Source organism: Bradyrhizobium sp. RDI18 (genome assembly GCF_043203335.1).
Classification (GTDB): Bacteria; Pseudomonadota; Alphaproteobacteria; order Rhizobiales; family Xanthobacteraceae; genus Bradyrhizobium; species Bradyrhizobium retamae.
On sequence record NZ_JBICRN010000008.1, the window covers coordinates 2,520,133 to 2,541,851 of the forward strand.

Genomic DNA, 21,719 nt, shown 5'->3' on the forward strand with positions numbered 1-21,719 from the left:
ATGAACATCCGGCAAGCCGGCACACCATAGCGGGTCGCAAGCCCTTAAGGAGCGCGCCGGAATCTTGGGGCACATACATCTCCTCTGCTGACCATTCCATTGCCAACGCTTCTCTAGTCCGAGTCATTTTGATGCTTTAGCATTGCCAGAGAAGTCCAGACGCAAACCTCTTCTTGAGCTCGTTCTTCTGAATTTTGCCCATTGCATTTCTCGGAAGCGCAGGCACGACAAAGATCTCTTTTGGAATTTTGTACCTAGCAAGCTGTGTGCCAAGTCGGCGATGGTCGATTTTACATCGAATGTTGCTGCCTTTCCCCCGAGCTCGACGACGGCAATCACGCCTTCTCCAAAGTCTGGGTGAGGCACTCCAATCACTGCGCAATCTCGAACTGCACTGAACCTGCTGAGGGTCGCTTCCACCTCCCGCGAATAGACGTTGTGTCCGCCGGTGATGATCAGATCCTTGTTGCGACCAACAATCCAGACGCCACCACGCTTGTCGATTCGCACCAGATCGCCCGATTTAAAGTATCCATCAGGCGTGAATTCAATGGCCGTTCTCGGGCAGATTCCAGTAGCCCTTGAAAATATTCGCGCCCTTTACAACAAGTTCGCCAACTTCATCGATAGCGGCAAGATCATCATCCCGGCGCCGCGCCTGAATGAGACGCCTTGAAGCACATATCCGAGCAACTCCCTCGTCCGAAAACGGATTGGACGTGATGACGGTATTTTCCGTCATGCCGTATCTCTCCAGGATGGTGTGCCCGGTTCGCGCCCTAAACTCCTGAATGGCCTAGGCTGGGAGCGGAGCTGACCCGGAGGTAAAAGAGACGAGTGCTCTTGCAAAGCTCACTGCTGAGCCGCTCGTTGGCAAGCAACCGACCATAGAGGATGGGAACGCCCATAAACATGTCGCTTGCGGAACCAGCGAAAGCACCCGCTCCGCGTCGAAGCTCGGCAAGAAGATCACGCTTGCGCGTACGGCCAGCATCGTGTTGGCCGCTATAAAGAGGCCATGCGCATGGAATGTAGGTAGCACATGCAGCAAAGTGTCTCGGCTCGTTACGCCCCACAGGTGAGCCAACGTCTCGGCACAGAATTCGAGATTGCGATTAGTATCATAGCACCCTTAGGGCGTCTGATCGTGCCAGACGTGTACAATGTCGCAGCGACGTCTTGTGGATGCCGATAGACGGTGTGAACATCTCGAGTATTCTTAACCGCAGCCTGCATCAAAGTGCCCGAGCCATCGCGTGCCAGCGTGAAGCAAGTGACGTTCCGTACTTCCATCGGCTCTGATGATACTATCGCCTTTGGTTCGTGTCAGATAGGATGAGGTCCGCCTCCGCCCGGGTGTAAGCTGTATTGGCAGCCATGCAGCGCCTATTTGAGCGCAGCTAAATAAGGACAAAATGAGTGAACGGATTTGTCGACCTTCGCGCCCACGCGATCTCCGGGCTGTGCGCCAGCATTCAGTAACGCACTGTACAATGGCGCCGATTACAGAGTCCAGCTTTGGACGGGCCAAGACGAACCATGCTCATCGGTCATGACAGCAATGTTGGCATCGAAATCGTGAGGCAGAAGTCGCTGATAAACGTTCTCTCGCATTGATGTTCTCAATTGACCGTATTGTTCGAGCTGAGGTCATTGTTGTCGGCGCACTATTCTGCGGGTCCCAGATGGCCAAGCCAACTCGAGTTTTGTCGCACAGCCTACGAAGCGAGCGTTGGTGTACTAACGCACGGCAGCGATTATCTGAGAGATTTCTTCAGTTCGCCTGAGATCGAGCGTAAGCGTCGTTCTCAGGCCACGGCCTTGAGGGCTTGAGCGCGGTGTGCCCAGGGCAGCAGCTGGTCGATGTCGCGGTTTGGATGTCCGTTGACGATCCTCGTCAGGACGTCGGTGAGGTAGGCGAGCGGGTCGATATCGTTGAGCTTGCAGGTCGTCTCGACCAAGGACGCGACGACAGCCCAATGTTCGGCACCACCGTCGGATCCGGCAAACAGCTTGGACCTCGCGCGAAGCGCCGTGAGAAGACGCTCATGCAGCGGGCGCAGATGGAAGGCCGCATGTCCCGCCCAGTCCGCCAGCGTCGACCGATCGAGAGCGATGCCCTGGCGCGCATAGATTTGTGCCTGCCGGTAGAGCGGCAGATGATCAGCGTATTTGGACACCAGAACCTGGGCGACGGTGGCTCCGGTCGGCAGTCCGCCCTCGATCAGCCGGGCCGGAGCCTCGGCTTGCATGACGCCGTCCTCGCATGCGCGACAGGCATATTTGGGACGCCGGGTGACCACAACGCGGAACTGCGCCGGCACCATATCCAGCCGTTCGCTCTTATCTTCGCCAATCCGGTGCAGCTCGCCCTTGCAGCAGGGGCAGGTCTTGTCGTCGATGTCGACGACAACCTCGACCCGCGGCAGATGCACCGGCAGCGCTCCACGGTTGACGCGGCGCTTGCGAGCCCGTTCCGCCTGGCCTTCCGGGGCTGTCTCGTCCTGAACCGCCTCGGTATAGGCCACGACCTGCTCGACGTCCTCGAGGCCGAGCAGCATCTGCTCCTCGGGAAGCGACTCCGCCTTCCGGCCAAAGCGATGACGCTGCAGCTGCTTGATGATCTGGCGTAGCCGCTCGCTCTCGTGCCGCTCGGCCAGCAGCATCGCCTTCAGCGTTTCGGGATCGTCAGGGAGGTTGTCGCTCACAGAACAATCAGAGCATATTCGCACCCGCCTGGCGACGTGCTCGATGCTGCTGTTCACTTCGCCGCAGCGCTGCCCACAATTATCCGGCTTGCGTCGGGACGACCGTCTCCCGTGCCGCGTGGACGCGCCGCCAATCAAGCCCTTCGAGCAGCGCCGACAACTCCGCCGCTGACAAACGCATCACACCATCCTCGATCTTCGGCCAGCGGAAGACGCTTTCCTCAAGCCGCTTGGTGAACAAGCACAAGCCCGTACCATCCCAAAAGATCAGTTTGATCCGGTCCGCTCGCTTGGCGCGGAACACATAGACCGCGCCCGAAAGAGGATATGTGACGCGTCACATATTAGAGAGCGTTTTTAGATTGGCGGCGCGTGATTCGGTACCCAACACGAGCACTCGCGAGGGCGCCGGCAATCTAAAAACGTGTTGGACGAAGCCGCGGGCACGCCGCTGCAGCTATGGGTGTTGAATCACTGCGCCGTTATTTGTGGACGTCGTGATCTGGACTGGAGACAAGTCCAAAGCGGACATTATCACGAAAGTACTGGGAGGAAGGGACATCTGGGAAGCGAAGTAGCCGAAAAATGCGAAGCGCCGGAGGTTTGACGTCAGAAGAACGACAACAGGGCACCTATCGGCTGCCACGACGGCCGGAAGAATTGCGAAATGGAAGGTGGCGGTTCTTGGTTGATCGAGGTCTCGCATCAAGAAGTGTCCGGTGAACGAGCGGTGCTGAACGAACCTGGCTGCAAGACCTCGACGCACACCATGTGGCCTTGATGACAGGATGGACATTGACGCAAGGAAGCGGCATTGCAGTGCTCAGCCTTCTCGGGGCAATCGGATGGCTCTTCCGGCTCCGAATGAGCATCGGCGGATATCATTCCGAGCAGTTCACGGCAGCGAGCGAGCTTTTGCTTGCGGTAGCGGTTACCCAGAAAACCATAGTAGCGAATACGTTTGAAGCCTTCGGGCAGGACATGGATGAGGAAACGCCGAATGAACTCCCCGGCGTCCAGCGTCATTACTTTCTGCTGGCTTCCGTGGCGGTAATCCTTCCATCGAAAGCGTACTTTGCCGTCTTCGATATCGATGACACGGCTGTTGCTGATCGCTACCCGATGCGTATAGCGGCCGACATAGTGCACAACCTGTTCGGCGCTGCCAAATGGCGGCTTGGCGTAGACCACCCAGTTGATTCTGCGGACCTCGTTCAGATAACGCTGAAACGCAGCCGGATCACGCAACGGTTCCAGCGACGAGAAGAATTGTAGCTCGCCGGTATCGAACGACGTTTGCAAGGCGCTGAGAAATAGGCGCCGGAACAGACGGGAAAGCACGGCCACGGGAAGAAAGAAGCCGGGCCGGCAGGCGATCCAGCGGCTGCCATCCGGGCATAGTCCTCCTCCAGGAACGACGCAATGGAGGTGGGGATGGTGAAGGAGGTTTTGGCCCCAAGTATGAAGGACAGAAAAGAACCCGATCTCGGCACCGAGGTGCTTGGGGTCAGCAGCGATAGTCCGCAAAGTCTCTGCAGCTGTGCGGAACATAATATCGTACACGGTGCCGGCATTCTGGAACGCGATCGCTGCGATTTGGTCGGGTATGGTGAAAACGACGTGAAAATACTGCGTATCGAGAAGCTCCCCTTGTCGGGCCTCGATCCATTCTGCCCGCGCGAGCGATTGGCACTTGGGGCAGTTGCGCGAGCGGCAGCTATTGTAGGAGATCCGCCGCTCTCCGCAGTGATCGCACTGCTCGACATGGCCACCGAGCGCGGCCGTTCGGCAGCGCTCGATCGCCGTCATTGCTGCACGTCGTTCGGTCGATAGAGACCTCCAGTGCTGCTCGCGCCAGGCAGCACCATAGCGGCGGAAGATATCCGCCACTTCCGGACCTGAGCGTCCCATGGGGCCGCCGTCAGAAATGTTCAGGCGGCGGCGGTGGTGGTGCCTTAGGGATTGGGCGCGGCAGCAGCTCCAGCGGGCTGGTCGCCGCGCAGACTTTGTTCGTAGCTATCCGGAGATATTGCGCGGTTGTGGACAGGCTGCGATGGCCAAGCAAGAGCTGGATGGTGCGAAGATCGGTGCCGGCCTCGAGTAGATGGACGGCGAAGGCATGCCGTAGCGAGTGCGGCGTCACGGGCTTGGCAAGGCCCGATAGCCGATGCGCCTTGCTGCAGGCGTCCTGCACCGCGTTGGTCGATATCGGCTCGTTGGGGATACCGCCGGGAAACATCCACGTCTTCGGCCGGACGGCGCGCCAATAGCCGGTCAGTGTCTCCAGCAACCGTGCCGAGAGCATGACGTAACGGTCCTTCTTCCCCTTGCCTTGATCGACGCGCAGCACCATCCGCTGTCGGTCGATGGCTTCCGGCTTCAGGCGTACCGCTTCGGAAATGCGCAGACCGGCGGCGTAGCATGTCGTCAGGATCACTTGATGCTTGAGGCTCTCCACGCAGCCGAGGAAGTGCAGCACCTCTTCGGGACTGAGGATGACGGCGAGCGTCTTGGGCACCTTTGGACACGGAATGATGAGGTCGAAATCCCATTCGAAGCCGAGCGTGACACGGTAGAAGAAACGGAGCGCTGAGACGGTCACGTGGATGGACTTCGGCGCCAGCCTCTTCTCGTTCGTTAGATAGACTTGGTAGGCGCGGACATCTTCCGGCCCGAGCAAAGCCGGCGACTTCGCAAAATGGCGGGCGAACTGCGAAATCTGCAGCAGATAGCAATCCTGCGTATGCGGTGACAGATTGCGGATCTGCATGTCGTTTATCATGCGTAACCGAAGCGGGGTCATTGAAGGCTCCTTGGCAAAAAAAACGAAAACTGCCCGGGGGCAGCAACGCCATCTTGCTTGAAGCCAAGTCTATGAACGCAGCAAATTGCGTCTCACCATGGCAACTCAAAGCAGCTACAGTTGCTTCAACCGCATTCCTTCATCTGACGATGGGTCACTCTTGCCGAGCGTTCTGCCGCGGAGCGGCTTCGTCCAACCTCATATATGTGGCGGGACGGATTATGTGGCGGCGGCGCCCCTTGGGCCTTTGCGTTCAACGAAGTCTGCGGGTTCGCCGCCACATAATCCGTCCCGCCACATATATGAGGATTTTGCTTGAGCACTTCCTGCACGCGGAGAGCCAAACTCGGAAAGCCGCACCGCATGTCGGTGTAGCCGGTCGCAAGCCACACACGAACGCCCGTCGGAATCGGGATCATCGGCCCTCCAGCACTCTTAAGACCCGCGATAGAGCGGCGATGTCGACATCCACTCCAACGATCAGACGAACACCGCTGCCGAGCACGATCTCCATCCGTCCAACAGCCTGCTCGCAGCGAGCGTCGTCACGGCTCCCATCGCTTCTCGTTGGATCCGGCTCAATCAGAGCCGCAACAAACCCGTGTTCGCCATCTTTGGCGCTAAGCGCTCCAAGAGCGCCCTGTCGCGCCAGGCGTCGCCATCCGAACAGTTGACCAGGAAAAAGTCCGTGGCGGCGAGCAACGACAGAAACAGGATCGCCACAGCAATAACTCTCCTCCACAATCCGCTGCTTCGCTTCAATACTGAACCGCCGCCGCCGTCCTGTGTCGACAACCTCCATAACTTTCGCATTATTGGCAGTAGATATGGTGTCCATACTGCCTGTAATCATGCAATAGCCAACCTCTGCAAGGCGGCCGCCCTCGGATGCGTACCGCCCGACCACCACACTCGTTGATAAAGAGTTTGTAGTTTTTACTGTCCGTCATACGTCGATCGCCTCTCTGCTGCTGGGTATTTGTTCTGTTTCCTAGTAATCCGCCGGATTCGTCACCACAACGAACGACAAGCCCTCTCATGAGGAACGACTGGATGGATAGACAGCGCCGCAGCGACGTCTTGGCGGAGAATGGTAACACCTGGGTTTGCGAGCGCCGCGAGTGATGCGCTCTCAACGGGCTTAAGAACGATCGCGTTACCCGGAGAAAGATGCGGTTCCTAGTCTGGCGCTCGCTATCCGAGGTCAAACTTGGCGGGCGGGACTCCCACTACTGGCTAGGAGCCTGTCCAGTTAGCTTTGGGAAGGCAGTTTTATCTTGATAATGGCGGCTCAGGCGGCCCTTGCGAGCTTGACGAGGTTGTGAGCGGTGCAGATGAGCGCCCATTCTGCGCTGACCTTTTCGATGCCGCGCAGCAGGAATTGCCTGAACCCTCTTGCCTGTTTGATCTGTCCGAAGACGGCTTCGACGATCTGCTTGCGCAAGCGGTAGCGACTTCGGTAGCCGGCGCGCTTGAGCTTGGTGCTCATCCTGGCGATCAGCGAGCCGGGTCTTGAAGCCTTTTTCGCGGTGGCGGATTTGGTGCCGTGCTTCTGCCTTCCGGTGGCGATGTAGCCCTCGATGCGCCGCCGTTTGATCGTGCGAAGATTGGCGTCGGAGCAGTAGCCGGCGTCGGCCGATACTTCGTCGGGATTGGTCCCCAGATTGGCCCTGATCCCGTCGAGCAACGGCGCCAGTTGCGCCTGATCGCTGGAGGAACTGGTCAGCGTCTGCGCCACGATGATCTGATGGGCACCATCGACCGCGGCCTGGGCGTTGTAGCCCTGGATGTAACCGTCCTTGGTCTTCAGGATGCGGCTTTCCGGGTCGGTGAAATTGCGTTGCGCCTTGCCGTCGGGCTCCGTGTTCGGCGGCGCGGACGTCTTGCCGTTCTTTTTGCCCCCTTCGGCGATGCGGCGCTCCTCGGCTTCGGCCCGCGCCTTGCGCTCCGCCTCGGCTGCGGCCTTGGCTTCGGCCTCCAGCGCGGCCTTGGCCTCGCGGATCTTCTCAAGCCGCTTCTGCTTGTCGGCCACCCAATCGGGCATCTCGTCGCCGCGCTTGTCGCCGTAGAGCTTATCCTCCTGCGCATCGGCGGCCTCCGCCGCCTTGAGCCAGCGGTCGACCTCCGCTGCAAGCTCCGCTTCCCGCTTCTTCATGCGATCATAGCTCATCGCCTTGTGCTTGGACGCGTTCGCCTTGATCTTGGTGCCGTCGAGCGCAACGTGCCCGAGCTTCACCAACCCGGCCTTCTCGGCCAGCTTCAACACCTGCACGAACAGGTCGGCCAGCGCCTTCAGGTGCCGCCGCCGGAACTCTGAGATCGTGCGGAAGTCCGGCGCATCGCCCGCCACGATCATCATGAAATCCGCCCGCTCCACCGCCGCCCTGGCGATCCGCCGCGACGAGTAGATACCGCTCGCGTAGCCGTGCAGAAGCAGCGCCGTCAGCATCCGAGGATCGAACGGCGGCTGCCCCAGCCCGCTTCGGTAGCTGCCTATGATCGCCGATAGATCAAGGCTTTCCCTGACCAGCGACACGATCAGCCGCGAAACGTGGTCCCTCGGCACATAATCCTGCACGCTCGGCGGCAGAAGCTGGGCCTCGTCGATCTTCCAGGGGCGAAATTCCTTGCTCATGGCTGCGCAAGGAATCAGACTCGCTCCCTCTTGACCAGTCACTACTCAGACAGGCTCCTAGTCGCGGGCGTCACTTTGGTGCACGCAGGCGAGATGCCAGAACTCAATCTGCCCCCAAATGGGGCCACATCACCGACCATTAATTTGTGACATCATAGCCTTGTGCAAGCTGCGAACAATTAACCACGGAATTGAGCTGCCTCCTGCGCGCCTACACATTCGCCCAAGCCGTGCAGGAGAGCCGCTCCGGTGCGTATGCCTTTCAGGAAGCAGTCGATTTTGATGTTCTCGTTGGGTGCGTGATTGGCTTGGTCGGCGTTCGCATAAGGCGTCACAAAGGAAGGCACCCCGAGAATCTGCGTGAAGACGTAGTCCGGCAGAGTGCCGGCGGCCACTGGATAAATGAGCGGCTCGAGGCCGTGCCCAGTGTGCACTGCCTGCTGAACAATAGCCGAGAACGGCGAATCGATTGGTGTCTTTGACGGCGGCGTGGACTCCAAGCGCACTAGCTCGACGTCCGGAGCGTACCTTTTGACATGAGCCTCTATCTTTGTGAGGACGTCATCAGAATCTTGTCCGTCAACGAGGCGAGCGTCGCACTTAACGAAAGCCTCGTGCGGGAGCACTGTTTTCAACCCCGGTCCGCCATATCCACTGTGGAAACCGTTAATGGTCAATGTTGGATGAAACATGAGCCTATCCGCTACTGACCGATCTGCTGGATTATCCAGCCTTGCGAGTCCGAGGGATTTCTTAAGATCCGCAACATCGAAAGGGAGCTTCGCTGCCATGGCACGCTCAAGGTCGCTTGGCGCCAAAACATCATCATGAAAGCCATCGATTGTGATCTCCCCATTCGTATTCTTCATTGTCGCCAACAAGTGCACGAGCGTCCAAATAGGGTTTGGAACGACACCACCGAAAAGGCCAGAATGAACATCGCGATTTGCAGCGCGGGCCCGCAGTTCGAAACCAGCGATCCCACGCACGCCGTGTTTAATAACCGGGCGACCGGACTCGTGCAGGGGACCATCAGCTGTTACAACCAAGTCTGCCTTGAGCAGGCCGCGGTAAGAGCGAACGAATTCCGCAATGTTTGGACTTCCGATCTCCTCTTCGCCTTCGAGCAAAATCAGGACGTTGCATGGCAGGCGCCCGTGTACCGCCAAATACGATTCCACGGCGAAGATCTGAGCGAGGTGCTGGCTCTTGCTGTCTCCGGCTCCCCGCGCATAAATACGCCCGTCCCGGATCGTCGGTTCAAATGGCGGATTAATCCAGGCTTCCAGCGGATCCGGCGGCATAACGTCATAATGACCATAGAGCAGGACGGTCGGCGCTCCAGGTTCGAGCTCCCAACGCGCCATTACCATCGGGTGCCCGGACGTGGGAATCGTTCGCGCGTCTAGCCGCAGGCGGCTCAGCATGCTCACCAGAAGTTCAGCGACCTCGCCGATCCCTGTATTGTCGGCACTGATACTGGCGTGCCGCAGGTAGTCGAGCAGACGGCTGACGAACTGGTCTTTGTTCGCATCAATATGCGCGAAGACTTTGGTTAATTCCGCACCGCCGGCGATCTGGCTAACGTTCGGATTCATGCGCGATAATTCTCGTCTTTTGGAGATCAGTTTAGCTCTTGCGTATGGGCAATAATGCCCGTTCCTGAGCATTAGTTGGGGGCATTAGCGGCAATAGTTGTCGTCCGTTGCGCCACTACCAATATAGGGGCATTGGTCTAGACCACCACTTTCCTCTGACAGGCCCCAACGTATTCGCGGACAACTCCAACTGCCTGATTACCCGGTGTTCGTGCGCCTTGATTTCCATAGGAAACATAGACCTTCACTTGCAATCTTCGTTCTTGGCGCAAACTTCTCTAATCGGAAGAGCGCTGCAAGATCGCGCAGCTAACGGCCAGACTGCGCATAAATTCAGCGGCTTTCAGACGATCACGCAGGATTCCCCAGGATGGTCCCGAAAAGCTCTTTGAAATGATTCTCGTCGAGCCGGACTAACTTACGGATTTGAGAAGACGAGCGGTCAAGTCGATGAGGGCACCGGATCGACGCCTACAATGCCCTTTCCGCTGATGATGAGTCCATAGAGCCGGCTCCGGAAATCTGAACAGGGCGATAAGTGGAGTTTATGCCTGACGGCGGGCAAGATTGGCCCGCGAATCGGGAGAGACGATGACGAGACGAGCACGCCGGAACCACACACCGGCTTTCAAGGCGAAGGTGGCGCTGGCCGCCGTGAAGGGCGATCGAATGCTGGCTCAATTGGCGGAGCAGTTCGACGTGCATTCCAATCAGATCACGTCGTGGAAAGCCCAACCTGAGGGCGGGGCCGCCGATGTGTTCGATCCGGGGAGCAACAGCGCGGCGGCGGCGCTACCCGCCATTGACGTGCAGTCGCTGCACGCCAAAATCCACTCCCAACTCGAGGAAATACATAAGAGTTGGGCCGAGACGCTGGGAATAACCGAACCACAGTGGTTAATTCTAATGGCCATCGACGAGCTCGACCAAGGTCGGGGCGTTTCGGGCATAGTGGTTGCGAATAAATTCCGAATTCATCCCGCCTTCGTTACCAACCAAACTAAGAAACTCGAACAGCTAGAGCTCCTGGCCCGCGTAACATCGCCCGATGACGCAAGATTCCTGCAGATGTCGCTAACCGAAAAGGCGCGGGCAGAAATCACGAAACTGTCGAACAGAAGACAAGCCCTCACGTCGACAATGTTTAGCGAAGTCGACAAGGAGTCGCTTGACTACCTCAATAAGCGGCTAACCTCGATTGCCAAGATAGCCGACTGGCATCTCAAAATTGAGCATAAGCATACTGTAGGCTCGAATCAGACAGCGACGTACCCTGCGTATTTCCTCCAATGAGTTAGAGCCCGACTTGAAGAGTAACGGACAAAAAAGAGATGAGGGTATTCGGTCCTGATCGCCTGATTTTTTTGCCGATTAGATCCCATTGACCAAAGATCATGGATGGATTCCATTTAACAAGAAATGTGGGTCGGCCTCAATGTTTTCGCTGAACTCCCGCAACCTCTGATAAGCGCTTTCAGATAATAGATTTGCGAAACATTACTTGGTGCCCATTTACGGGATTTGAATCATCAGCTCCAATGTGGACGAGAATTTTCACTGCTATCCTGGCCGACAACGTTTAGTCGTCCGTGAACAAGGCTCTAAGCGATTGAGCGGGAGTCCGTTTTTCGGATTCGAGACGGTTTGAGATTGCAGGGATTTAGGTGGAGGCTACCAAACCCTGCAATTTCGATTGTGGATTGAACGAAGCCGCTACCGCGGCGTGAACGGCGAGGTGGCGTAGAGCGCCTCCTGCCTGAGAGGATGTGGGTGTTGCAGCCCACCCTCTCAGACAGGAGTATTGAGATGGCCGATTTGAGCCCTCTTCGCCGCCGCATGATCGAGGACATGACCGTCCGCAATCTGTCGCCGGCGACGCAGCGATCCTACATCAGCGCGGTTTCGAAGTTCAGCCGTTATTTCGGCAAATCGCCGGATCGGTTGGAACTGGAAGACGTTCGCGCCTTTCAAGTGCATCTGGTCTCGACCGGCATATCATGGCCGGCGCTGAACCAAATCGTCTGTGCGCTGCGGTTTTTCTACGGCGTTACTCTTGGCGAGGCGCTGATCCCGGAACGCATTCCCTATGCGCGAGAACCGCGCAAGCTGCCGGTCGTGCTCAGCGCCGACGAAGTGGTTCAGTTTCTTGAAGCGGTATCGAGCCTGAAGAGCCGCGCCGCACTGACCACCGCCTATGCGGCCGGGCTGAGGGCCTCGGAGGTCGCGGGACTGCGGATCGAAGACATCGACAGTGCTCGCGGTGTCATCCAGGTGCGCCACGGCAAGGGGGCGAAGGATCGCAACGTGATGCTGTCGCCCCAACTACTCGGCATCCTGCGCACCTACTGGCGGCTCGCCCGGCCGCGGGTTTATCTGTTCCCGGGACGCGACGAAGACCATCCGATCGATCAGACCGTGTTGCATGCCGCCTGCCGGTCGGCGGTGAAGGCTGCGGGCCTGACCAAGCGCGTCACGCTGCACACGCTGCGCCACAGCTTCGCGACACATCTTCTGGAGAACGGAACCGACATCCGGATCATCCAGGTTCTGCTCGGGCACAATAACCTGTCGTCGACGGCGCGCTACACGCAGGTCGCCACCGATACGATCCGGGCGACGCAGAGCCCGCTCGACCGCCTGTCGCTGGAGGTGACGCCACCGGTATGACGACGCGTCCGGGGATGCGGGTTATGGCCCGCCCCGACGTCCGTCCGCACAGACCCGCCATCGAGATTGCCGATATCTTGCGCCGGCATGGCGACGCCTATCGCCGTTTGCATGCCGGTCATCTCGGTCGGGTCGAGCGGCGCGTGATGAGTGCGATCGTTGCGTGCCGAACCGAGGCGCTCGGCGGTCACATGGAGGCTTGCGACGACTGCGGCATGACACGCATCGCTTATAATTCCTGCCGGAATCGGCATTGTCCGAAGTGTCAGGGGCGAGCCCGAGCCGCGTGGCTTGCCGCGCGAGAAGCCGACCTGCTGCCGGTTCCCTATTTCCACGTCGTCTTTACGCTTCCTGCACCGATCGCAGCGATCGCTTTCCAGAACAAGGCCGTCGTCTATGCCATCCTGTTTAAGGCCGCCGCTGAGGCGATGACGACGCTTGCTGCCAATCCGCGAAGGCTCGGTGCAGAGATCGGCGGCGTCGCGGTCCTGCATACCTGGGGACAGGCGCTGACGCATCATCCTCACATTCACTGTGTCGTGCCGGGCGGCGGCCTCTCGCCCGATGGCGCGCGCTGGATCGCCAGCCGACCAAACTTCTTCCTGGCCGTCAAACCGCTCGCCCGGCTGTTCAGACGCCTGTTCCTCGAACGTCTGACCGCCGCCTTCGACGCCGGCACCCTGAACTTCTTCGGCGATCTCGCATCCCTGGCCGAGCCTGCTGCCTTCGCAGCTCACCTCCTCGCTATGCGGCGCATCAGCTGGGTCGTCTATGCCAAGCGGCCGTTCGGCGGCCCCGCGCAGGTGCTGGCCTATCTCGGCCGCTATACCCATCGCGTTGCAATCGCCAACAGCCGGCTCGTAGCCCTCGACGAGGATCACGTCGCCTTTACCTGGAAGGACTACCGCCAGAACGGCGCGACAAGGATCATGAAGCTCAAGGCCGACGAGTTCATCCGCCGCTTCCTTCTTCACACGCTGCCCGATGGCTTCCATCGCATCCGCCACTTCGGCTTCATGGCCAACCGCCATCGCGCTGCCAAGCTCGCCCTTTGCCGCGAACTTCTCGATCGCGAGCGAACAGCCCCAAACGATGGCCAGCCGCCGCCTGTGGATTCGGAAGCTCAAACCTGGGCCGAGGTTCCTGCCTGTGCCGATTGTGGTGGCGTCATGCGCATCATTGAGCGCTTTCGACACAGCTTCAGCCGCTCCAGCCCTCGAACACCACCGTTCCGATGCGACACATCGTGAGCCAAGTCATGCCGTGCACGACGATCATCATTCGTCATTCCGCTCCCAGCGTCTCGATCATCGCGGACGATGTCAGATCCGTGCTGTCACACTGCGCGACAACAACCGTCCGATGCAACAAAAAGTCTATCGTGATCTCCGGCGAAGCGCGTTTGGTCTCAACTCTTCCCCGATGCGCACATCTCGTGTCTCTGCCTCACGCGCCGAGCCAGCAGATCGGGCCTTGCGATCTCAAACAATCCCCATAGCGTAAAATCGCGCATAGCCTCCCGCGCCTTCGTTCAATCCGGCTTCAATGAGGTCGCGTCATAAGCGCCTGCCGCGCCCTCGCGTGAGCGCGACCTCACAGAACCCTCCAGATTCCCCTTCGCTGGGAACCATGATTCTGTGGTGCATCGGAGGGGACGATGCGGCCGAAGAAGCACAAGCCGACGGGATCGACCGATCTGTTCCGGGCGCGGCTCGACCAAATAATCAACATGAAGCACGAGCTGGTTCTGCTTGCCGGCAGGATCGACTGGGACTGGATCGACGGCGAGATCGCGCCGCTCTACAGCGAGAACGGCCGGCCTGGGATCGAGACCCGGTTCATGGTTGGGCTGTTATTGCTCAAGCACATTTACGGCTTGTCCGATGAGGGAGTGTGCGAGCGCTGGGTCCACGACCCGTATTTCCAGTTCTTCACCGGCGAAGGGTTCTTCCAGCACGCTTTCCCGCACGAGCGCTCGGACCTCAGCCACTGGCGCAAGCGGCTCGGCGACAAGCTGGAGCTGCTGCTGGCCGAGAGCCTGCGGGTGGCGCATGAGGCGGGTGCATTGCGCAGAAGACCTCAAGCGGGTCACGGTCGGTCGAGTAGCCCCGGGGAATTGCACCCCGAGGCTCTCACGAAACCGGACGTGAACCTCTCGATTCATCCGGCTTCTATCTTCCGGCCGCAGGTCGAATGCCGACTCGCCACAAATAGAGTAGGTTCGGATCGCGCTGTGCGAGCCGTCCCAACCAATATACTGAGGCGACTTTCCGGCCTTTCAACCGCTTGTATTTCCGCCTCGTCCAACGGGCGAGCGCGTCGTTAACGTGACGAAGGACGTTGACACATTCCGTCCGGTAGAACCGTCCGTAATAGTTCAGCCATCCTTGCACGACAGGATCAATCAGCTTGGCGAGTTCTTCAAGACTCCAGTGGTTTCGCGTTGAACCCAGTCGCCATGAGCGAATGGTTTGTCGGATTCCTTTGGCAGCCTTGTTGCTGATTGCCGGGAGGAAGTTGAGGAACTTCTCGCCCTTTCGATCGCGAGCGCTGCGCGGCTGGAAGGTGTAGCCAAGGAAGTCGAACGAGATGTGTTCGCATTCCTTTCTCCGTTTATTATCCTTGCAGTAGACGATCCGGGTTTTCTCCGGGTGGAGCTCCAGACCGCATTCCGCAAGACGTGTCCGGATCGCCTCCATCACGGTTCGAGCCTCGCTTTCAGTTCTGCAATGGACTATCGCATCGTCAGCGTATCTTTCGAAACACAAACAAGGGAAGGTCCGCTGCATCCAGTGATCGAATGCATAGTGCAGAACCAAATTTGCGAGCAGCGGTGAAACCACTGAACCCTGAGGGGTTCCGCGTGTTCTCTCCACAAGGATTCCGTCTTCTTTCTCCACGGGAGCTTGCAGCCACCGCTTTACGTAGAGACGAATCCAGCTCAGTTCCGTATGGTGGGCGACGGCCTTTTCGATCAGGTGCCAAGGGATCGAGTCGAAGAACGACTTGATATCAAGGTCGATAACCCAGTCGAATTTCCAGCAACGCTTTCGCGCTGTCCCCACTGCGTCAAGCGCCGAACGGCCGGGCCGATAGCCGTAGGAGTCGGGATGGAATATTCGTTCCATCGTCGGCTCCATAACCATCTTTGCAACCGTCTGAGCCACGCGGTCAGCTATAGAGGGCACGGTTGCGTCGAACTGCACTTCAGCCCCGTCAGGATTTGGGTTCGGCTGAGATAACCCATCCCTTCCATGTACTTCGTGGTCAGCGATTTGCTGTCCTCAAGGTCAGAGAGGTCTCTGGCGTAGAGACTTTGAGCCTGCGCCACGCCGAGATCGGATCGCTTGCTGTCCCACGCGACTGGACGGACTGGGCGCTTCCAGGTGCTCGGAGCGAGCCTATCAATGGCCAGCAGCCGTTGCTCATTGACGCCCTTGGTCTGCTTGCGCTTGCCGAATTCGCCTCTTCGTTGAAGCACAAGAAATGAGGCTTGACCAATGACTCAGCTTCTGAATCACTCGGACATCAATTCGATTCGGTCCGCAAATGAAGAAGCCTTCTTCCGCGGCCCTGCGAAAGCGCCGCCATCAGCTCTTGCGTGCCCTGCCGCCGATCGAGCAGATTGTGCGCGGGTCGCTCATCGAGACCTACAAGCGCTGCGGCCGACCCAGCTGCCACTGCGTCGACGGACCGGGACACGGCCCCAAGCGTTACCTGTCCACAATCGCTCGAACCGGCGAACGCCCGCGGCTCGGCTATGTGCCGAATGGCGCGTATCCTCAGGTGGCCGAGTTTCTCGCCAACTACCGCAAGCTCCAGGAGATGCTCAACGAGATTTGCGCGATCAATGCCGAGCTTCTGCGTCGCCGCGAAAGTCTCGATTAGATGGATCCGGCGGTCGCAGCCCTCGACTTTGCCGAGGCGGGCGCCATCATCGCCAACATGATCGACTCCTATCTCGCTGCAGGCGCTCCGCCGCCCGATGTGGAAGGACCCGATCATGATCAATCCCAAGATTGCCGATCATCATCTCGCGCGGCAGGCCTGCATCTACATCCGTCAGTCGACGATGGGGCAAGTCCGCTTCAATCAAGAGAGCACAGAGCGCCAGTACAACTTGGCGGACCAAGCGAGGTCGCTCGGGTGGACTCCGGAGCAGATCCGGATCCTCGACCGGGATCTCGGTCACTCCGGCGAGCAGGCGACCAATCGCGACGACTTCAAGACGCTGGTCAGCGATGTGGCAATGGGCCAAGTCGGCGCGATCTTCTCTCTGGAAGCCTCGCGCCTGGCCCGCTCGAACAAGGATTGGCATCGCTTGCTGGAGCTGTGCGCGGTGACACGCACATTGGTGTTCGACGGCGATGGCTGCTACGATCCGGCGGACTTCAACGACAGCCTTGTGCTTGGCATGAAGGGTACGTTTGCTCAGGCAGAGCTGCACATCATTCGCGCGCGCCTCCACGGAGGCAAACTCAACAAGGCGCAGAAAGGTGAATTGCACTTCCCTCTGCCGGTCGGTTTGGTATTCGACGGCGATAGGATCACCCTCGACCCCGATCAGGAAGTGCAAGGCGCGGTTCGAACAGTCTTCGAACTATTTGAACAAGAGAGCAGCGCCTACGGCGTAGTTAAACGGTTCAATGAACTCGGCCTTGTCTTTCCACGCCGAGCCTATGGCGGCGTCTGGGACGGCAAGCTGATCTGGGGACGACTTACGCATTCACGCGTGCTCGGTGTCCTTGCCAATCCATCTTACGCCGGCACTTACGTGTTTGGCCGATATCAATCTTGCAAGCAGGTTGGCCCTACCGGTGAGATTCAAACTCAGTTGCGCCGCATGCCACAAGATGAGTGGCGTGTTGTCATTCCCGATCACCATGCTGGTTATATTACCTGGGATCGATTCCTTACCAACCGCGAACACTTGGCGGCGAACAGGACCAATAGCGAAGTTATCGCCGGACCCGCTCGAGAGGGACTTTGTTTGCTGCAAGGTTTATTGCTTTGTGGCGCTTGCGGACGGCGTCTAAATGTGCGCTACGCCGGCAATGGCGGTCTTTACCCGATCTATGAATGCAATTGGAGGCGTCGGGAGGCACTGGCGCCGCAGCACTGCATGTCTCTGCCATCAAAACCGCTTGATCACGCCATTGCAGAGCGCCTGTTGACCGCCGTCACGCCACTGACGGTTGAACTGGCGTTGCAAGCGCTGACAAGCTTGGAGGAGCGCGATAGGTCAATTGCTGCGCAATGGCAACGAAGGATAGACCGGGCCCGTTATGATTGCGACTTGGCAGAACGGCGCTATGAAGAAGCAGACCCCAGCAATCGGTTGGTTGCCAGTACGCTCGAGAAGCGCTGGAACGATGCAATGGAACGGCTTCTCGAGCTCGAGACTGAATTGGCCAATTTTGAGCGCCAGAACCTGCGTAGCATCACAACCGAACAGAGGCAGCAAATACTGCAGCTTGGCAGGGACTTCCCCGACTGTGGAAGGCTTCAAGCACTTCAGCTCGTGACCGCAAGCGCATGCTCCGCCTGTTGATACGCGACATCACCGTAGCTAAGGGTCCAGAACCCAAACTGCTGCGATTGCAAATTCGCTGGCAAGGTGGGGCTACTGAGACAATTGAGGTCCGGCAGCGGCCGAACCGCCCCGAAGCAGTTCGTTATCCCGATGAGTTCGTTGCCAAAATCCGCGCGCTGGCGGAACTACATGATGATCATGAAATCGTCGCGCAACTCAAAAGCAATGGCCAGACAAGCTCGACCGGCAGGCCGTTCACCGTCAGCATGATTCGATGGATCCGCTACAAGCATCGTATCACTGGCCCATCTCTTCCCGCCGGAACGTTGAACGTCAGCCAGGTTTGTGAGAGATTTGGCGTCAGCCTGTGGGTCGTCCATTACTGGATCGAACGTGGTATAGTCTCGGCGCTGCAACGCAAGCCGAATGCGCCATATGCAATCACCATCGACGATTACGTCGACCGGCGTCTCCGAAAATGGGTTGCGACTTCAAGCCATCTTGACCCACCATCCCCAACGCAAACTGTATGAGGTGTATTATGCCCGGCGCGTCGGTATTCCTAACGGACGCTTCCCTCCATTAGCCTTGGGAATTTCCACGAGACGGACGGGAGGCGGAAAGTATGTCCCCGACGACATTCGATTCCAGATCTTGTAGAGGTTTCTCTTCAAGTCCTTTTCGAATTCCTCGATGGAGACCCCGTCCACACCCGCTGACCCGCGGTTCGCTTTCACCTGTTTCCAAGCTTCCCAAACGAGATGTTTGGGGATCTGATACGACTTTGCCTCAGCCATCGGCTCCTCCCGTTTCCGGTTGGCCTGTGACTTTGGCTGGAAGATCGGGTCCCTTCGCTCCGCCCGTATTACCGGGCCTCATCACTATTACGAACCCGTCCGCCCCTGCGTCGCGCATTGGTACTCTACCCTCGGCGGGTCCGCCGCCTTTGGGGTCTCCCTTGGCATCGCGACGCAGGTTCCCATGTTCCGCGCAAGAGCCTGCCATCGGGATCACGCCGCCTCTACACCGGTTGCCGGCCAATAGACAGGCTCTCGCCGCGCTTGATCCCAGGAGGTGGTATCGCCCCTGGTTTCGACAACAGCTGAACTGTACTTTCGATGCATCATCGGCGGTTTACTTGCGTTCGTCTTCCCGTGGCTCACCTGACAGGCTGATTGCCCGCCTTTTCCAGCAACGCTCACCACCTCAGCCATTGAGCTAAAGCAGCTTGTGGCGGTTTGGACGCTGATCCTGCAATCCGAGCCCGAGGGGCCTGCCCTCATCTCTTGCGCAGCAAGGCTGCTCGGAAGATGGTCTACATACTCAACCTCCTTCTTCGCGCCGTCATGGCGCACACACCACGGTGCAGCCGAAGGCCGTCGACCGATGCCAAGCTCTTGCATGCGGCCATCAAGGGGCTCAACCGCCTGGCGAGAAGACACGGGGTCAGGCTGCGGCAATCCTATTGTCGCGTGGCCAAGCATGCGACGATGATGGCTTCCCGCTACGCCCATGCCACAGTTCAGGCGGCATCAGCGACAGTTACGTATCCTGCGCAGCCGGCTCGGCCGGATCATCCGCGACATCCGCCGCAAAGATCGAGGCCAGCAAGCACGGGAGGAGACGTTCGCCCCTCGCTTGGCCGAGCCAGCCAGATCCGCTCGCAACAGCAGCGCCAGCGCGGCTGGAAGCTCTATTCCTTCCACGCTCCGGAGGTGGAGTGCATCGGCAAGGGCAAGGCCGCCGCGCCCTACGAGTTCGGGGTGAAGGCCTCCATCGTCACCACCAACCGGCGGGCGCCCGGCGGCCTCTTCGTGCTGCACGCCAGCGCGCTGCCCGATAACCCGTACGACGATCATACCTTGCGAGACGTCATTGACCGCACCGAGACACTCACCGGCTGTCCGATCGAGCGGGCCGTCGACAAGGGATACCGAGGCCACGATGCGCAAATCCCCGGCGCGTCTTCATCTCCGGCCAGAAGCGCGGCGTCTTCGGCCTCATCAAGCGCGAGCTGCGCCGCCGCTCCGCCATCGAGCCCATCATCGGACACATGAAGGCAGAGGGCCACCTTGGCCGCTGCCATCTCAAAGGCCGCGCCGGCGATGCCGCCAATGTCGTCCTCTCAGCAGTTGGCCACAACTTCCGCCGCATTCTCGCCTGGCTCAGAGAACTCTTGTGCCTGTTCTTGGGGCTGCTATGGCGATCGTTCGCCTGCCCAGCCCAGCTCAATCCGGCTTCTTAACGGACGACTAGTTTAGAACCTAGAACCGAGAAACCATAGATCATTGGCCCCGGAGCTGACCAAAGCGAACGTCCGCGCCATCTTCATCGACAGCCTGCCCCGAACCGGGCGGCACGATCATCCGGGGTCTCCTCATCAGGAGGATGCGGCAGCTTCCAGGAGGACGCGGCGCTTGCTGTTGCGAGCGTTCGGTGTCGCTTGGAGCGGCAGTTGATGGAACACCTCGACCACAATCTGCTGTTCCGTTGGTTGGTCGGGCAGCGGCGTACCGCAACCGTGGCTACAATAACTGGGATCGGCGGCTCAAGGCGATACTGCAGCCAAATTCTTTGCGAGCGCGTTGAATCCGCCGCCGGTCAAAGGCCTGCTCTCGCTTCTCGGTCGATTTCACGGTGATGAGGTGGGCCAGCATGGAGCGATGGCAGATGCCATGCACTCTGCCAGGCAGAAGGTCATTCCTGTGGTCGCCGTGAGGTGATCACCGGGGAGCGTCGGCGGCGACGATCAGGGCTCTTCGGTCGAAGGCAAGCCGCACCGATCCATCTGAAGACGAGCAAGGGGGAGCTATTTGCAAGCTCTCGGCAGCCGAACAAAGGAGGGGCGCTGACCTCTTTCGGGAAACGACGCCGCAGCCTAGCTTTCGGCGATTGCGGACATGCGAATGCCTAGCGGTCTAAAGCATCGAGTTAGATGAAATGCCGAGAGCTTGAAATCGGCAGATTTAGCTAGTCTGTTCGACGACACGTTTGTTCGATGCCCGACATGTCTGGTCGATAGTCGACAGTCTGAGAACTGACGCACTATCTTGTGGATCGATTCGGAGGAAATATTAGTACTTGCTTCATGGCGCAAAGCCCGTGCCGTATTTCGCACCTACTACGACGGCATTGATAAAGGCGCTTGGTAGCGCAGGCACTCGGCAATGACCTAGATCGTTGCTCCAAGCAGCGCGCTGCCCCTACATCGCGTGCATCGCCTATTTTCCGGGTTTGTCCAGAGCCGGGCGCCAGTTCACCTAGGCGACGAGCACCAGCGCAAGGGCTCTCAAAAATCCCGGTATTTTGCTGGCCGATTCAGTACTGGCACCGAGATTGCAATCAAAGAACAGCGGAAGCGATGCTTGGAAGGCGTGAGACAGGCACTTGGCCATAGCCAGTTCGTTTCGAGGCCGAAAACTTAGATTCGAAAAGAGATTGGGACAACATGCCGACAGTTCATTTCGACTCTGGTGGACGTGAATATCAGATAGAGGTTCCGGTCGGCACCACTGTAATGCGGGCAGCCGTCGACAATGGCGTGCCGGGGATCGATGGCGACTGCAACGGGGAGTGCGGGTGCGCGACCTGCCACGTCTACGTCGACCCTGCTTGGCTGTCGAAGACCGGCGAGCGGCCGTCGACGGAGAAGCAGCTTTTGAATTTCGCATCAGCGGCAGAATCAAATTCGAGGCTTGCCTGCCAGATCCGGATAACCCACGCGCTGGACGGCCTCCGGGTGCGGATACCCGACAGCCAGCACTGAGAATCGCAA

General features: G+C 58.8%; 18 protein-coding genes and 6 pseudogenes. 11 read left to right on the plus strand and 13 right to left on the minus strand.

Translation table 11 applies throughout. The features are described from left to right. Positions 1 to 123: 123 nt before the first annotated feature. The 11 genes and pseudogenes from ACFXS9_RS21290 to ACFXS9_RS21340 all read right to left on the minus strand — a co-directional run bounded on the left by ACFXS9_RS21290 (position 124) and on the right by ACFXS9_RS21340 (position 9,744). Positions 124 to 510 carry a hypothetical protein gene (locus tag ACFXS9_RS21290; RefSeq protein ID WP_392691799.1) on the minus strand — a complete coding sequence of 129 codons (387 nt, stop codon included), beginning with the start codon at positions 508 to 510 and terminating at the stop codon, positions 124 to 126. A gap of 37 nt (positions 511 to 547) precedes the next feature. After that, positions 548 to 793: an AMP-binding protein gene (locus ACFXS9_RS21295; protein ID WP_392699922.1), complete on the minus strand. Its 246-nt coding sequence runs from the start codon at positions 791 to 793 to the stop codon at positions 548 to 550. 1,015 nt (positions 794 to 1,808) lie between these two features. Continuing rightward, complete coding sequence (locus ACFXS9_RS21300; RefSeq protein WP_392699924.1) at positions 1,809 to 1,961, minus strand: transposase domain-containing protein; 153 nt, start codon at positions 1,959 to 1,961, stop codon at positions 1,809 to 1,811. A gap of 42 nt (positions 1,962 to 2,003) precedes the next feature. Continuing rightward, positions 2,004 to 2,666, minus strand: a pseudogene (locus tag ACFXS9_RS21305) (IS66 family transposase zinc-finger binding domain-containing protein); the annotation flags it as partial. A 121-nt stretch (positions 2,667 to 2,787) separates the two neighbouring features. Continuing rightward, positions 2,788 to 3,021, minus strand: a pseudogene (gene tnpB, locus ACFXS9_RS21310) (IS66 family insertion sequence element accessory protein TnpB); the annotation flags it as partial. Between the two features lie 392 nt (positions 3,022 to 3,413). Next, positions 3,414 to 4,619, minus strand: coding sequence for an IS91 family transposase (locus ACFXS9_RS21315; RefSeq protein WP_392691802.1), 1,206 nt, complete (start codon positions 4,617 to 4,619; stop codon positions 3,414 to 3,416). Between the two features lie 10 nt (positions 4,620 to 4,629). After that, positions 4,630 to 5,511, minus strand: coding sequence for a site-specific integrase (locus tag ACFXS9_RS21320; protein WP_392691805.1), 882 nt, complete (start codon positions 5,509 to 5,511; stop codon positions 4,630 to 4,632). A gap of 125 nt (positions 5,512 to 5,636) precedes the next feature. Beyond that, positions 5,637 to 5,930, minus strand: coding sequence for an IS66 family insertion sequence element accessory protein TnpB (tnpB, locus tag ACFXS9_RS21325; RefSeq protein ID WP_392691808.1), 294 nt, complete (start codon positions 5,928 to 5,930; stop codon positions 5,637 to 5,639). Beyond that, positions 5,927 to 6,349 carry an IS66-like element accessory protein TnpA gene (gene tnpA, locus ACFXS9_RS21330; RefSeq protein ID WP_392691527.1) on the minus strand — a complete coding sequence of 141 codons (423 nt, stop codon included), beginning with the start codon at positions 6,347 to 6,349 and terminating at the stop codon, positions 5,927 to 5,929. The genes tnpB (ACFXS9_RS21325) and tnpA overlap by 4 nt, the downstream gene beginning before the upstream one ends. Before the next feature lie 453 nt (positions 6,350 to 6,802). Continuing rightward, positions 6,803 to 8,146, minus strand: a complete 1,344-nt coding sequence (locus ACFXS9_RS21335) for an IS1182 family transposase (RefSeq protein WP_057846620.1) — start codon at positions 8,144 to 8,146, stop codon at positions 6,803 to 6,805. A gap of 179 nt (positions 8,147 to 8,325) precedes the next feature. Further along, complete coding sequence (locus tag ACFXS9_RS21340) at positions 8,326 to 9,744, minus strand: M20/M25/M40 family metallo-hydrolase (protein WP_392691811.1); 1,419 nt, start codon at positions 9,742 to 9,744, stop codon at positions 8,326 to 8,328. Positions 9,745 to 10,335: 591 nt separating this feature from the next. Between ACFXS9_RS21340 and ACFXS9_RS21345 the strand changes: the two are divergent. The 5 genes and pseudogenes from ACFXS9_RS21345 to ACFXS9_RS21365 all read left to right on the plus strand — a co-directional run. After that, positions 10,336 to 10,575 (plus strand): annotated as a pseudogene (locus ACFXS9_RS21345) (transposase); the annotation flags it as partial. A 75-nt stretch (positions 10,576 to 10,650) separates the two neighbouring features. Continuing rightward, positions 10,651 to 11,037, plus strand: a complete 387-nt coding sequence (locus tag ACFXS9_RS21350; protein WP_392699925.1) for a MarR family winged helix-turn-helix transcriptional regulator — start codon at positions 10,651 to 10,653, stop codon at positions 11,035 to 11,037. Positions 11,038 to 11,550: 513 nt separating this feature from the next. Further along, the gene (locus ACFXS9_RS21355) at positions 11,551 to 12,411 is read left to right on the plus strand and encodes a tyrosine-type recombinase/integrase (protein WP_392685345.1); all 861 of its coding nucleotides are present in this window, start codon (positions 11,551 to 11,553) and stop codon (positions 12,409 to 12,411) included. Between the two features lie 23 nt (positions 12,412 to 12,434). After that, a complete protein-coding gene (locus ACFXS9_RS21360; RefSeq protein ID WP_392685342.1) occupies positions 12,435 to 13,661 on the plus strand; it encodes an IS91 family transposase in 1,227 nt (408 codons plus the stop codon). A gap of 407 nt (positions 13,662 to 14,068) precedes the next feature. Then, positions 14,069 to 14,507: pseudogene (locus ACFXS9_RS21365) on the plus strand (transposase); the annotation flags it as partial. A 75-nt stretch (positions 14,508 to 14,582) separates the two neighbouring features. On the opposite strand, the gene ACFXS9_RS21370 reads toward ACFXS9_RS21365, so the two are convergent. Further along, positions 14,583 to 15,557: a reverse transcriptase domain-containing protein gene (locus ACFXS9_RS21370; RefSeq protein WP_082637507.1), complete on the minus strand. Its 975-nt coding sequence runs from the start codon at positions 15,555 to 15,557 to the stop codon at positions 14,583 to 14,585. Positions 15,558 to 15,634: 77 nt separating this feature from the next. Between ACFXS9_RS21370 and ACFXS9_RS21375 the strand changes: the two genes are divergently transcribed. From ACFXS9_RS21375 to ACFXS9_RS21390, 4 genes are all read left to right on the plus strand, one after another. Next, positions 15,635 to 15,901, plus strand: a complete 267-nt coding sequence (locus tag ACFXS9_RS21375; RefSeq protein ID WP_392690118.1) for a DUF5372 family protein — start codon at positions 15,635 to 15,637, stop codon at positions 15,899 to 15,901. A gap of 59 nt (positions 15,902 to 15,960) precedes the next feature. Then, on the plus strand, positions 15,961 to 16,299 hold the full coding sequence (locus tag ACFXS9_RS21380) for a DUF6788 family protein (protein ID WP_376960332.1): 339 nt from the start codon (positions 15,961 to 15,963) through the stop codon (positions 16,297 to 16,299). Positions 16,300 to 16,414: 115 nt separating this feature from the next. After that, positions 16,415 to 17,962, plus strand: coding sequence for a recombinase family protein (locus ACFXS9_RS21385; RefSeq protein WP_392691814.1), 1,548 nt, complete (start codon positions 16,415 to 16,417; stop codon positions 17,960 to 17,962). Then, complete coding sequence (locus tag ACFXS9_RS21390; RefSeq protein WP_392691817.1) at positions 17,947 to 18,477, plus strand: hypothetical protein; 531 nt, start codon at positions 17,947 to 17,949, stop codon at positions 18,475 to 18,477. Before ACFXS9_RS21385 ends, ACFXS9_RS21390 begins: the two co-directional genes overlap by 16 nt. A gap of 18 nt (positions 18,478 to 18,495) precedes the next feature. Here the strand turns inward: ACFXS9_RS21390 and ACFXS9_RS21395 are convergent. Then, a pseudogene (locus ACFXS9_RS21395) lies at positions 18,496 to 18,741 on the minus strand (group II intron reverse transcriptase/maturase); the annotation flags it as partial. A gap of 554 nt (positions 18,742 to 19,295) precedes the next feature. Here ACFXS9_RS21395 and ACFXS9_RS21400 point away from each other — a divergent pair. Then, positions 19,296 to 20,189 (plus strand): annotated as a pseudogene (locus ACFXS9_RS21400) (IS5 family transposase); the annotation flags it as partial. A gap of 1,203 nt (positions 20,190 to 21,392) precedes the next feature. Then, a complete protein-coding gene (locus ACFXS9_RS21405) occupies positions 21,393 to 21,710 on the plus strand; it encodes a 2Fe-2S iron-sulfur cluster-binding protein (protein ID WP_392691820.1) in 318 nt (105 codons plus the stop codon). Positions 21,711 to 21,719 lie beyond the last annotated feature (9 nt).